The 13,308-nt window shown below is 56.5% G+C and carries 12 protein-coding genes; 5 read left to right on the top strand and 7 right to left on the bottom strand.

Annotated features, from left to right (window positions below):
* Nucleotide 1 precedes the first annotated feature (1 nt).
* The 3 genes from LJE94_04075 to LJE94_04065 all read left to right on the top strand — a co-directional run bounded on the left by LJE94_04075 (nucleotide 2) and on the right by LJE94_04065 (nucleotide 3,366).
* Nucleotides 2-1,135 carry a 2-aminoethylphosphonate aminotransferase gene (locus tag LJE94_04075; protein ID MCG6909287.1) on the top strand — a complete coding sequence of 378 codons (1,134 nt, stop codon included), beginning with the start codon at nucleotides 2-4 and terminating at the stop codon, nucleotides 1,133-1,135.
* 92 nt (nucleotides 1,136-1,227) lie between these two features.
* Entirely contained in the window at nucleotides 1,228-2,616 is a 1,389-nt protein-coding gene (locus LJE94_04070; GenBank protein ID MCG6909286.1) for an aldehyde dehydrogenase family protein, read from the top strand.
* Between the two features lie 45 nt (nucleotides 2,617-2,661).
* Nucleotides 2,662-3,366 carry an HAD family hydrolase gene (locus LJE94_04065; GenBank protein ID MCG6909285.1) on the top strand — a complete coding sequence of 235 codons (705 nt, stop codon included), beginning with the start codon at nucleotides 2,662-2,664 and terminating at the stop codon, nucleotides 3,364-3,366.
* Between the two features lie 92 nt (nucleotides 3,367-3,458).
* Here the strand turns inward: LJE94_04065 and LJE94_04060 are convergent, their stop codons facing one another.
* Entirely contained in the window at nucleotides 3,459-4,031 is a 573-nt protein-coding gene (locus LJE94_04060) for a hypothetical protein (protein ID MCG6909284.1), read from the bottom strand.
* Between the two features lie 266 nt (nucleotides 4,032-4,297).
* Between LJE94_04060 and LJE94_04055 the strand changes: the two genes are divergently transcribed.
* Both LJE94_04055 and LJE94_04050 read left to right on the top strand, forming a co-directional pair.
* Complete coding sequence (locus tag LJE94_04055) at nucleotides 4,298-5,449, top strand: acyl-CoA/acyl-ACP dehydrogenase (protein ID MCG6909283.1); 1,152 nt, start codon at nucleotides 4,298-4,300, stop codon at nucleotides 5,447-5,449.
* A 12-nt stretch (nucleotides 5,450-5,461) separates the two neighbouring features.
* Nucleotides 5,462-6,604, top strand: coding sequence for an acyl-CoA dehydrogenase family protein (locus LJE94_04050; GenBank protein MCG6909282.1), 1,143 nt, complete (start codon nucleotides 5,462-5,464; stop codon nucleotides 6,602-6,604).
* A gap of 45 nt (nucleotides 6,605-6,649) precedes the next feature.
* On the opposite strand, the gene LJE94_04045 is transcribed toward LJE94_04050, so the two are convergent.
* From LJE94_04045 to LJE94_04020, 6 genes are all read right to left on the bottom strand, one after another.
* Nucleotides 6,650-8,290: an acyl--CoA ligase gene (locus tag LJE94_04045; protein ID MCG6909281.1), complete on the bottom strand. Its 1,641-nt coding sequence runs from the start codon at nucleotides 8,288-8,290 to the stop codon at nucleotides 6,650-6,652.
* A 3-nt stretch (nucleotides 8,291-8,293) separates the two neighbouring features.
* Nucleotides 8,294-9,040 carry an ATP-binding cassette domain-containing protein gene (locus LJE94_04040; protein MCG6909280.1) on the bottom strand — a complete coding sequence of 249 codons (747 nt, stop codon included), beginning with the start codon at nucleotides 9,038-9,040 and terminating at the stop codon, nucleotides 8,294-8,296.
* A gap of 72 nt (nucleotides 9,041-9,112) precedes the next feature.
* On the bottom strand, nucleotides 9,113-9,868 hold the full coding sequence (locus tag LJE94_04035) for an ABC transporter ATP-binding protein (protein MCG6909279.1): 756 nt from the start codon (nucleotides 9,866-9,868) through the stop codon (nucleotides 9,113-9,115).
* Nucleotides 9,865-10,869, bottom strand: coding sequence for a branched-chain amino acid ABC transporter permease (locus tag LJE94_04030; GenBank protein MCG6909278.1), 1,005 nt, complete (start codon nucleotides 10,867-10,869; stop codon nucleotides 9,865-9,867). Before LJE94_04030 ends, LJE94_04035 begins: the two co-directional genes overlap by 4 nt.
* Nucleotides 10,870-10,875: 6 nt before the next feature.
* Nucleotides 10,876-11,748: a branched-chain amino acid ABC transporter permease gene (locus LJE94_04025; GenBank protein ID MCG6909277.1), complete on the bottom strand. Its 873-nt coding sequence runs from the start codon at nucleotides 11,746-11,748 to the stop codon at nucleotides 10,876-10,878.
* 62 nt (nucleotides 11,749-11,810) lie between these two features.
* Entirely contained in the window at nucleotides 11,811-13,091 is a 1,281-nt protein-coding gene (locus LJE94_04020; protein MCG6909276.1) for an ABC transporter substrate-binding protein, read from the bottom strand.
* Between the last annotated feature and the right edge of the window lie 217 nt (nucleotides 13,092-13,308).

Here is a 13,308-nt window from a genome sequence, read left to right as displayed (position 1 = left end):
CATGGAAGTCGTCAAACCCGTCAAGAGGAACGTACTGCTGAACCCGGGGCCGGCCACCACTAGCGACGCCGTGAAATACGCCCAGGTGGTGCCCGACATCTGTCCCCGGGAACAGGAATTCGTAGACGTCATGACCCGGGTCCGCCGCGACCTGGTGAAGGTGGTTCACGGAGATCCCGAGAAATACAGTGCCGTCATTTTTACCGGCTCCGGAACCATCGTGCAGGATGTGCTCGTGAACTCCCTGGTGCCGGAGGGCAAGAAAATCTGTGTTGTCAACAACGGTGCCTACGCGGCCAGAATGGTGGAAATTGCCGCTTACTACCACATCCCCTGCATCGACCTCAAGTTTCCCGCCACCGGTCTGCCGGATCTAACGGCCGTCGAAGAGGCCCTGGCAAAAGACAGGGACATTGCGGTCGTGGCTGCCGTTCACCACGAAACCGGCACGGGCGTCCTGAACCCCGTCGGGCAAATCGGCAGGCTGGCCCACGACAACGGCGCCGTGTTCGTGGTCGACACCATTTCCACATACGGCCTCATGCCCATAGACATCGAAAAAGAGAACATCGACTTTCTGATGTCTTCGGCCCAGAAGGGCCTGGCCGGCATGACCGGCGCATCGTGGACCGTTGGAAACATCGCCGAAATCGTAAAGTCCAAAGACTATCCGACGCGATCCTATTACTGCAACCTGTTCATGCAGTACGATTTTTTCGAACGGGTGGGTGAAATGCATTTCACCCCCCCGGTACAGACCATTTATGCGCTGCAGCAGGCCGCCAGGGAATATTTCGAGGAGGGCGAGCACGCACGCTGGGAACGGTTGACCAAGTGTTGGGAGGCGATTCACCGCGGGCTCGGGGAGATGGGCCTCAAATCGGTCATCGACCGGGAGATCCAGGGCCGCCTGGTGGTAACCGTGCAGGCTCCCGGGGACGGGCGCTTCGACTTCTTCAAGCTGCACGACTACTGCTATGAAAGGGGGTTTACCATCTATCCCGGCAAGATGTTCGGCCTGGAAACCTTCCGCCTGTGCAACCTCGGTTTGATCACCGAAAAGGACATCAGGAACTTTTTCGTGGTCGCCAAAGAAGCTTTTGAGGAAATGGGCTACGCCCTGCCGCTGAAGTAATGGTATCGGAACATGGCAATTGTCATTTTTGTGCCCTTTTTTGCCATTGTGATTTGATATTAAAACATATTTGAAAAACAGGAGAATGCATCATGGAAGACAATGTTCAAAAGATGTATGAACGTGCACGCAAGGCCTTCAAGGAGGTCGAATTCTGGCCCCAGGAAAAGGTCGACGAGATGGTCGAAGCCGTGGCATGGGAATTTCTGAAAGAAGACGTTCGCCACAAACTCGGTTACATGGCCGTGGAGGAGTCGGACATCGGCAACGCCGAAGATAAAAAGAACAAGATCAAAAACAAAACCCTGGGGACGCTTTATGACATGCGCGGCGCCAAGACCAGCGGCCTCATCGAAGAAAACAAGGCGCTGGGCATTCGCAAATACGCCAAGCCCATCGGCGTCATCGCCAACGTGGTGCCCTGCACCAACCCCGAATCGACCATCTGCTGCCTGGCCCTGAGCACGCTCAAAACCAGGAACGCCCAGATCGTGTCGCCGCACCCCAGAACCCAGAAAACATCCTACGAAACCGTGATGCATGCGCGCAAGGCCCTGGAAAAAATCGGCGCCCCCGCGGACTTGATGCAGTGCATCAAGAACACCAGCCATGCCAAAACCGCCGAGGTCATGGCCAACTGCGACTATGCCGTGGCGACCGGCGGCGCCGCCCTGGTCAAGGTGGTGTACGCCGCCGGGAAACCGGCCCAGACGGTTGGCGCCGGCAATGTGGTTTCCATTGTCGACGACAGCGCGGACCTGGAGGCTGCCGCCCACAAGATCAGGCTCTCCAAAATCGCCAACAACTCCGCTTCCTGTTCGTCCGAAAATGCCGTGGCCCTTTACGAAAGCATTTACGACGATATGCTCGAAGCCCTCAAGGCCGAAGGCGGCTACCTGTGCAGCACCGAGGAGCGCGAGACGCTGCGGAGCTACATGTGGCCGGACGGCAAGCACCTCAACCGCGACATCGTGGCCCGACCGGCCACCGTGATCGCCGAGAATGCCGGTATCGACGTACCCGCCGACACCCGCTTCCTGATGGTGATCGGTGAAAAGATCGGACCGGAGGACCGTTTCTCCGGCGAAAAAATTTCCCCGGTGCTCACCGTCTGGAAATGGTCCGATTTCGACGAAATGCTGGACCGCCTGGAAAAAATCCTCAAGTTCTCCGGCGAAGGCCACTCCGTGTCGATCCACTCGGAAAACGACGAACGCCGGGTGCAGTTGGCCCTGCGCGCCAATGTCGGCCGGGTGGTCTGCAACATGCCCCATGCCCATGCCAACAGCGGCGGATGGAACACGGGTCTGCCCACCACGGACACGCTGGGCTGCGGCACCTGGGCCGGAAACATCTTCAGCGGCAATGTCAACTGGCTCAACTTCATGAACTACACCCTGCTCTCCATCCCCAAGGAGGAGTATGTCCCCAGCGCGGAGGATCTCTGCGCCAATTACTTGAAAAAATGGGGAAATAATTGATTTTCAATGTGATGCATTGACGCTTTTAAGGACAGGGCGTTTCTAATGAAAGCCATATTGTTCGACTTCGGCCAGACCCTGGTCAACTCGGCCGACGGGTTCAAGGCCGCAGAAAAAGACGCCAAAGAAAAGCTGTATGCGGAATTAGACCCGGACGAGGTACCCTGGGATCGATTTCTCGGGGAATACCGCAAACGCCGCAAAGCCTTTCACCAGCAATCGAATTTCTCCCGGCCGGCCATCTGGCAGGCGGTCTGCGAACCGTTCGGCCTCACGCCGGACCGGGAGCGGCTGCAGGCCTGGGAAAGCGACTACTGGGAAACGGTCAAGTCCCTCACCACTCCCTTTCCCGAAACCATGACCGTTTTGGAAAAGCTGCGCGAACGCTTCCGCCTGGGGCTCGTCACCAACACCCAGGGGCAAAAAAACGCCGGCACCCACCGCCTTGCCCTCTTCCCCCGCCTGGAACGGTTTTTCGAGGTGGTGGTCGTTGCCGGCGAGGGAGGGGTGCCGCCCAAGCCCGATCCGGAACCATTCAACCAATGCCTGCAGCGAATGGACCTTGCGCCGCAAGAAACCCTCTACGTGGGCGACGACTGGCGCATCGATATCTGCGGCGCCCGGGATGCGGGCCTCCGCCCCGTCTGGCTCAAGCACCGCAGCGTCAAACGCAACTGGCCCGACGTAGAACCTTTCGAACCGACCATCACCGGCCTCGAACAGTTGTTAGACCTGCCGATAGATGACTGAAACCCATCCCGCCCCCACACATTTAGTATTTAAATTTTAGGGGACGTTCGTACCCCAAATGTATATGTTGTAATTATGTTAACCGCGCTAAATTAATTGGGCGTAAAGGTGAACTTTTGGCCGCCAATGGACGCTTCGAACATGAGGCCGCCTTTTGTGTGCACGAAAACGGCCATACCTTTGCGATAAACGGAGGGAGCCTGCTTGCCGGTGGCGGGTCCGGCGCTTACTCCGGCGGTCGTGCCCTCTGTTCCCGCCTTTGCCTGGACCCCCGCGGTGATGGCCACGGCCGACGCTGAGGCATCGAACTCGAAGTTGCCGCCGGTAAAATCATCGTACGCCCGTTTATCTTCAAAAAAGATGATTTCGCTGAAGACCTGGCCGCCCATCTGAAATCCGATGGTCGCCTTTACCAGCGAAACGCTGCCGGTAACCGTCCCCTTTCTATAAACCTGCCCTTTGCCAAAAGCGCCGCCGATACCGAAACCGCCTTTACCCACCGTTGGAAAAAGCGCATAGCCATAGGCATTTTCAAAAAACGGCTGCACGGATTCAGACGATTTAAACACATTGATTGTATCCTCATACTGGTCGGCCTTCACCGTACCCGTCAGTGCCAACAGAATAATTAACGATAACGTCGATATGAAATGTTTTTTACGCATGTATATCTCCCTTTTTCTACAATCAGCTGGATTCGTCGCTTCCGATAAGGCTCAAGAATCTACCCGCCCTTATATATCTCGTGAAAAACGGTGTGGTCAAGCACAAGGCTGCCGCCACTATATTATCGCTTAATTCAGGTAATGCCTCGTATAACGCGTAATGCCGAATTTTGACCGTTTCGCGACTTGCCAATACCGAGGCAACCTTGTATGATTTTTTTTTCGACCAACCTTAGAAACTGTCATGACAGCGATGGAGGGACGGCATGTTCGAATTGACAAAAGCACAGAAGCAGATTCAGAAGGCAGCTGCGGGATTTGCCAAAGGAGAGTTCGACAAGGAACTGGCCTATGAATATGAGAAGAACGGCAGGTTCCCGGAAAGCATCTGGAAGCAAGCCGCCGACCTGGGTTTTGTGGGTATCCACTTTCCCGAAAAATATTCCGGCGGCGGCATGGGCATGTTAGAGGCCGTTCTGGTTTCCGAAGCGTTCTGCCGCAAGGACGCGAGCATCGGCGGCGCGCTGGCCATGTCCACTTTTGGATCGGAAAGCATCCTCCGGTTCGGTTCGGATCATTTGAAGGAAACCTTTCTGCCGCCCGTTGCCGAAGGAGAAATGCTCCCAGCAGCGGCCTTTTCGGAAAGCCAGCGCGGCGGAAATTTCACATCCATCAAAACGACGGCCGACCGTAGAAAAGAGGAATGGGTCATCAGCGGATTGAAGATGAACGTGATCAACGGCCAGGGTGCCGGGTTTTATATCGTGCTTTGCCGGACCGGGGAGGAAACGGAAAATTCCGCAGATGGCATCAGTATGATCGTTGTGGAGGCCGACCGCCCCGGCATATCGACCGAAGCCGCCGGAAAAAAGCTGGGCGGGAATATGACGGCAACATCCCACGTGTCCTTCGACAACGTCGCGGTATCAGCCGACAACCTGGTGGGCGTCGCCGGGGCCGGCATTGCCCAACTGGAAACCTTCCTGTCGGAAAGCAGGGTTCTCAGCGCCGCCCAGTCCCTGGGCACGGCTCTTGGATCCCTGGACCGGGCCATGGACTACATCAAGGAACGGGTGCAGTTCCAGCGCAAACTGGCCGCTTTTCAGGTGACACAACACAAGATCGCCGACATGGCCACCAAAATCGAACTGGCCGAGCTGATCACCTACAAAGCCGCCTGGACCCGGGATCAGGGGCGCATGGACCACAAATTGAATTCCATGGCCAAATTGACGGCCGCCAGAACCGCTATGGAAGTGGGTGCGCAGTCTATCCAACTTTACGGCGGTTACGGTTATATGACCGAATACGAGGTCGAACGCTACTACAGGGAAGCCAAAGCCGCTGAGCTGCATCTGGGAGCCAGGGACGTTCAAAAGGATGTCATTGCCAGAGCAGTCATAGGTAAAATCAAATAGCAGGGGGACGCCATGAACATATTGAACTACACAGAGGATCATCACCGCTTTCGTAAAACGCTTGCCGAATTTCTCCAAAAGGAGCTCGTGCCCCAACGCGACCAGTGGGAGGAAGCGCACATCGTTCCCAAGGAAGCCTGGAAAAAGATGGGCGCAGCAGGATTTCTGGGCACCAGTGTCCCCGAAGCCTACGGAGGCCCCGGTCTGGATTTTCTTTATTCGGTCATCGTATCCGAAGAACTGGGCAAAGCGGACCTCAACGGATTGGCGGCAGGTTTGCACAGCGACATCGTCGTCCCCTACATCGTTTCCTTCGGCTCCGAGGAGCAGAAAAAAAAGTATCTGCCCGGCTGCGTTTCCGGCGACATCGTCACCGCCGTAGCCATGACCGAACCCGGCGCCGGCAGCGACGTCGCCTCCATCGAGATGACTGCCGAGCACGAGGGCGACGAGGTCGTGCTCAACGGATCCAAAACCTTCATTTCCAACGGCATCAACTGCGACCTGGTAATCGTGGCGGCTAAAGACCCGGGTGTGGAGGACCGGCACAAGGCCGTGTCCCTGTATCTCGTCGAGGACGGCACCCCCGGATTCACCAGGGGTCGCCAATTGGAAAAAATGGGGGGGTATTCCCAGGACACTGCCGAGCTCTTTTTTTCCAACTGCCGTATCCCCAAGGAGAACCTCCTGGGAGAGAAAGGCGCCGGATTTATCATGCTGATGCAGAAGCTTCAACAGGAGCGGTTGGTCTGCGCCTTCATGACGGTCATCGTTGCGGAGCTGATATTGGAAGAGGTCATCAATTACTGCCGTGCCACGGAGGTGGACGGAAAGCCTTTGGGCAAATACCAGCAGGTGCAGTTCACCATCGCGGAAATGGCCACCGAAACCAGAATGAACCGGGCCCTGCTGGATGCAACCATCAAGGGACACATGGAAGGTCGGGACGTGATCCGCGAGACCATGATGAGCAAGTATGCCAGTTCAGAAAGCCTGAATCAGATGATCGACCGGGTCTTGGACCTGTTCGGAGACTACGGCCTCCTGGAGGCCAATTTCCTGGTGAAGGTTTTCCGTGACGTGCGCGTGATCACCATCTTCGCCGGCACCACCGAAGTCATGAAAACCATCATCGCCAAATCGCTTGGGTTATAACAATACGCATGTTCTGTCGGCACAACGTGTGCCGACAGAACAGGTCTATTGCTCGGCCATGCGTTTTTCTTCGTCACGAATTTCCCGGCGCAGGAGTTTGCCCACCTTTGATTTCGGCAGCATGTCCCTGAATTCGATGTACTGCGGCACCTTGTAGGAAACCAGTGATTTGCGGCACCACTTGATCAGTTCGTAGCCGGTGATACCCTTGACATCTTCCTTGAGGACCACGAAGGCCTTGATGCGCTCGCCCACCATTTCGTCCGGCAGGCCCACCACACACGCTGCCACAACCGCGTGATGCTCCTGCAAAACCGCTTCGATTTCCGAAGCCGACACGCGGTAGCCCTTGTGTTTGATCGTGTCGACGGTCCGGTCGACGAAATAGAGATTGCCCTCCTCGTCCCTGGACACCACGTCGGCGGTCCGGTACCATGTCCGCCCCTCGAGTTCGACAAAGGCCGCCTCCGTTTCCTCGGGTTTGTTGATGTAGTGCCTGACCATGTGCTGTGACGACACCAAAAGCTCCCCGGGTTCCCCGGGTGCCACCGGCTCCAGAAGCACGGGGTCGACAACCTTGATGGCTTTGCTGGGAACGACGCGGCCGATGCTCTTGGGCGGGTTGGCCATGTCGGTGGGGCACATGGAAACACCCCCACAGGTCTCGGTGGCGCCGTATCCCTGGTAGATGGGTTTGCCGAACCTGTCCTCCCAGCGCTTGCCCACCTCGGTGGGCAGCACGTCGCCGGCACTGTACCAGTAGTCGACGGAATGCATATCATACTGGTCCAGACGGTCGTGTTCTAGAATCATCCGGTAGAGGGTGGGGACGCCGATCATGGTCTTTGCTTTGAAACGCTGGATCGATTCGAATGTGGCGTCCAGGTTGACCTTGGGTTGGACCAGCAGCGTACCGCCCACCAGCAGCGTTGCCAGACTGCACGTCTGTCCCAGGATGTGAAACAGCGGTGCGTTGGCCATGATCACGTTGTCCTCGGCCGGGAAGAGCGGCTCACTCACCCGGATCTGTTCCTCTGCGGAAGTTAAAAAGAGGTCGTGGGTGATGGGCACCCCTTTAGGATGTTTGGTCGTACCACCGGTGTAGAGAATCTCGGCTATGTCGCACCCCCTGCGTTCAGGGAGATCCAGATGGCTGCCTGAAGCGCCGGCATGGGTCCTGATGAGCTTGCCCATTTCGAAGGTGTTTTCATCGAGAATGGTTCTGCCCCGGGGCACGATATCGAAAAGGTAGCCGAAAAGGCGTTTCCAGGCCGGCAGCATCTCGGCCATGCGCGTGATGACCACCGTTTTCAATTTTGTTTCCGGCAACACCTTTTTGACGTAGCCGAAATTGGTGTCCGCACAAACGATGGCCTCGGCGTCGCTGTCGTTGGCGATGTATTCCAGATCGCTGGGCGTATAGATGGGCGTAACCGGGACGCAGACGCCGCCGGCCCGTTGAATCCCCAGCCAGGCGATCACCCACTGGATGCTGTTGGGCGCATAGATGATTACCCTCTGGCCGGAGGTAAGCCCCTCGTTCAGCATGGCGGCGGCAAAACCGTCCGCCAGTTCCCGGATGCGGCCGTAGGAGTAACGGGTACCCAGGTAGATAACCCCTGTGTGTCCGGCGCGCCTTTTGACCGTGGACATGAATCGCGTTGCTATGGTTTGGTTATCATGCATCTATCAGACCCCGAAATATGCGGCTTTGATTTCAGGATTGTTCATCAGTTCGGCCCCGGTTCCGGCGAGGGTCAGCATCCCGTTTTCCACGACATAGGCCCGGTCCACCACCGGCAGCACCGGTCTGGCGAACTGCTCACTCAACAAAACGGTGATGCCGTTTTCCCTGTTCAGCGCTACGATCGCATCCATTACGGCCTTCTGCATCATCGGGCTCAGGCCCAGCAGGGGTTCATCCAGCAGCAACAGCTCGGGTCGCACCACCAGGGCCATTCCGATGGCCAGCATCTGCTGCTCGCCGCCGCTCAGGAAACCGGCCCTGCGCTTCTGCAGCCTGGACAACGGCGGAAACATGTTGAAAACATACGCTATGGTTTCCTTAACTTCGGCCTTGGAACGCAGGTAGCCCGCTATTTTGAAATTTTCCAGGACGCTGCTCTCCGGAAAAACCGGATGCCGCTCCCGGGACAGCACGACGCCTCTTCGGACCCTATCGTCCGGCGGCATGTCGGTAATTTCCTCGCCTTTGTATGTGATGCTTCCGTAGATGGTGATGCGCTCGCCGCCCTTTCTCTTCTCCTTGATACGCATATCGATAATCAGGCCGGACACCGTATTCATCAGGGTGGTCTTACCGGCGCTGTTGGACCCGATCAGGCCCACGATCTCCCCCTCGCCCACCTCGAGACTCAACCCGTTCAGGGCCAGGGCGTTTTCGAAAAATACCATCAGGTTGTCGATGACCAGCATTGGAAACCCTTACTCGATCAAATTCATATTAGAGCGACGAAGTCGCGTTTCATAAAACCGCGGCACACGATTTTATTCGTTTTCCGTCCCCAAGTAGGCGCTCTTGACAGCCTCGTCTTCCATGACCTCCTCCGCCGGCCCATCGGCTATTTTTTCGCCGTAGTTCATGACGATCACGCGGTCGGCGATGCGAAAAAGCTCCTTGAGCCGGTGTTCGATCATGATGATGCTTTTTCCGGTCAGGCGAATCTTCTCGATGATGGGAACGATGCCGGCAACTTCGGCCAGGCTCAGTCCCGAAAATAGCTCGTCCAGGATGTACAGGTCCGGCTGCATGGCGATGGCCTTGGCGAGTTCCAGCCGCTTCAGGTACCCCTGGGGAAGGGATCCGGCGACCTTGTATGCCACCCGGGCGTCCCTCTCGAACCCCACCTCCTCCAAAAGGTCCAGAGCCACGGCGTCCCGGTCGCCGTAGCTGCCGCCGGCGAGCATCTTCATGCGGGGCGAGTACAGGGGAACGATCATGTTCTTGTAGGCCGGCAGCTGGTAGAACGGCTTGACCATCTGAAACGTCCTGGCAATCCCCATGCGCACAATCTTGTACGGCGGCAGGTTGCTGATTTTCGTCCCCTTGAAAAACACCTCGCCCGAGCTGGGCTTGACAAAACGGGTGATCAGGTTTACCAGGGTGGTCTTTCCGGAACCGTTGGGGCCGATGACACCTAAAAGCTCGCCCGGCATCAGATCGAAGCTGACCCTGTTCAGGGCGAGCACCCCTCCGAAATTCTTGCTGAGGTGGGAAACGCTGAGAATCGGTGCGGTCGTCATTCGGCCACCTCCGCCCAGCGTTCGAACTGGTGATACTTCCGCTGAATGTAGTGAAAAATGCCTTCCGGAAGGGCCACGATGAAAATAACCAGAAAGGCACCGTAAAAAACGATGCGCAGCCCGCCGAACCCGCGCAGCACCTCAGACAAGGGCACCAGGATGAAGGCACCGAAAGTGGCCCCTGCCAGCGTTCCGGGACCGCCGACCACTGCCGCCGCAATGGGCAGAATGGAATAGTCCAAAGCGAACACGGGCATGCCCACGAACATGTACACGTGCGTCATAAAGGCCCCGCAAAACGCACCGATGACCCCGGCGATAAAAAGCGATTGGGCTTTAAACCAGTAGATGTTGATGCCCGCATTGATGACCGACCGGTCATTGTCGTTGATGCCTTTGAGCACCAGGCCGTAGTCGGAATTCATCATTCTTCTGAAGCCGAAAAGGGCGCATAGCAGAACGATCACGATCAGGTAGAGTTCAACCCACTTGGAAGGCAACGGCGTCATGCCGCTCAGGCCTTCCGTGCCGCCGAAGATCTTGGTGGCCTCGACGATTCTGACCAGAATCAGCGGAATGATCAGGGTCACCATGGAAAAATAGATCCCCCTCAAGCGCAGCACCGGAAGCAAGATCACGGTGCATATCAACCCGCCCATGACGGAAGCGATGGGAATGGACAGCATGGGGGACAGACCCCAGTAGTGGTTCATGACGCCGGAGCAGTAAGCGCCGACACCGAAAAAGAGGGCCTGCCCGAGGGATACCATACCTGTCTGGGCGATAATATCCCAGCTGATGGCCAGAAGGGCGACGACGGCCACCGAAAGCAGCACCTTCTGCCAGTAGGGGTCCAGCAGTATGGGAAGCGCCATGCAAGCGACCACCGGCAGCACACGGGGTGCCGCAAGATAAAGCATTTCCCGCCAGGAGAGCAGCGCGAATATGTCCGATGATCGTACCTTGATACCCCGATCGATGCGCTCTTTGCGTTTCTTCACCGGCGCCTATATCCTTTCTTCCAATTCCTTTTGTTTTCCGAAAAGTCCCGAGGGTTTGATGACGAGAACCAACAGGATGGCCGCCAGGCTGACGATCATCGTCCAGTGGCTGCCGATGTAGGTATCCGTAAACCTTTCCGCAAATCCCACGATAAAGCTGGCGACAATGACACCACCGGTGCTGCCCAACCCCCCGATGATGCACACCGCAAGGGCTTTGATCAGTACGTCATAGCCCTCTCCGGGTGCGATGCTCCCCAAAGGGATGATAAAGAGAGCCGCCAGAGCGGCAATGCCGGCGCCGAAGGAAACGCTCAACATGGCGATCCAATCCGAGTCGATGCCGAAGGTCAAGGCCGTGCGTTCGTCCTGGGCGATCCCCCTGAAGGCCAGGCCGATGGCAGTGTGGTGGGTAAACCACCACAGGGCCATAATCAAAACGGCACTGAAACCCAATATGGCCAGACGCTGGAAATCGACGTAGGTTCCCGCGATGATGAAACTTTTATCCAGGAATACCGGAAGCGTGTACTCGAAACCAACCCAGCCGAAATAGCTGAACAGTTCCAGAATAGCCAGGCCGATGCCGAAAGTCGCAATCACTTCGGACAGAGCCTGCCCCCGCACGCGCAGCAGAACGAAGCGATAAATCAGGGCTCCGAGAAGCACATTGGCAATCACCGCCAGCGCCACGGCCACCGGGTAGGGAAAGTGGAGCAAGTTCAGCATGCCCCACAAGCCGTAGGCGGCTAAAACGTAAAAGGCCCCGTAGGCAAAATTGGCCACACCGCTGATGCCGAAAGTCAGGTTGAAACCAATGGCCATCAGGGCCAGGATGGCGGTGTTGATCAGGGCATACAAGGATGTGCCGATAAGCATGAAATAGTTCTCTCCCAATTTAAAACCCCCCGCGCTTTAAAAAGCGCGGGGGCATTTTAAATCTATTTAGCTGATTTCAAACCGGCCGGCAGCTGGATTTTGCCCTCGGCAATGGATGCCGGAAAAACAATGGTGCGTTTGCCGTCTGCCGTCCATTGAAACACCGTCGAAACACAGGTCTCTTTAGGATCGAACCCGTAGACGGCCTGATGCCCCTCGTCATACTTGACGCGGCCGATAACGCCCATGCGGTCGGTTTTCTCAAGCTCCGCCACGATTGCATCCGGGTCCAAGCTTTTGGCCCTCTCGATGGCTTCCTTCAGGATGTACACCGATTCATAGGCCGGCGCCGGACCGTGGCCGGCTTGCATCTCTTTACCGTATGTTTTCTTATACGCATCATAAAACACCTTGGAAGGCGGATACATGTCGGACGGCATGGCGCTGCCGAGCTCGAATATCGTGTTTATGGCGCCGGTAATTTTTCCGTCGAATGTTTTCCAGGCTTCGGAACCGGCCAGGGGGGAGATAAAACCGGCCAGAACCGCCGGGACCTTCATGGCGTTCCACTGTTTGACCAGCGTGCCACTCTGGGGCATATCGAAAATGGGCATGATGACCTGGGCACCCTTGGCTCTCGCTTTCATGAGGCTGGAGGAAAAATCGGATGTTCCGGTGGGAAACGCCTCCATCTCGAGCACATTCCAGCCTGCCTTGTCAAAGTACATTTTCTTGACAAACCCGGCCGTGGCCCTTGCCCAGGCAACATCCTGGTGCAGCACGTACACTTTGTCGAATCCAAATTCCTTATTGATCAGCGCCATCGTGCCGGCCAGGTATTTCACCAGGTGCACGGCATTGAGACAGGTCCGGAAGACATATTTGTATTTCTCGGGGTCTTTCTTGATTTTTGCCTCAGAGCCCGGGGACATGGCAATCGTACCCAACAACGGCACTTTGTATTTGGCGATGATGTCCATCCCCGCCATCAGGGCTTCGGAGCGAAAGGGCCCCACGAGCAGAGCCACCGGTTTTTTGGACAGGATGATTTTTTCGAGTCCCAGCAATGCCTCAGGCACCGGTACGCCGGGGGCTGCATCCCGTATATCCACTGACTCCACCGCAAACGGTCTTTTGGTGCCGCCGACATCGACACCACCCTTGGCGTTGATCTCGTCCACCGCCAGATTGACGGCCTTCAAGGCTTCCCTGCCTTCCAGAAACCCGGTTGACGTGGGAACGCCGATGACGACGGGCTCCGCGGCACCCGCACCCTGGACAGAAATCATCCCAACCGACACTGCCATTAACAAAACCAGAATCACGCTTACATACCGTTTCATGTCGTCCCTCCTTTTAATGAAAAGAAACACGCCGTTTGACGCCGGACACCGTGGTCAGTCACAGGGGGGTGAACAACCGGTGGCAAATGAATCATCCTCATTTATTGAGACAGTCATATGCTCATACGTAAACTATTTTTTCAACCCTTGAAAGAAAATTGTTTTGGGACCGGCCCATCCGGCAATAAAATGTCAAATGAAATCACCGGTCGCTCTT

Source organism: Deltaproteobacteria bacterium (assembly GCA_022340465.1).
Taxonomy (GTDB): Bacteria; Desulfobacterota; Desulfobacteria; order Desulfobacterales; family B30-G6; genus JAJDNW01.
Note: the sequence above shows the minus strand (reverse complement) of the source record. Positions and strands in the feature narration are given on the sequence as shown.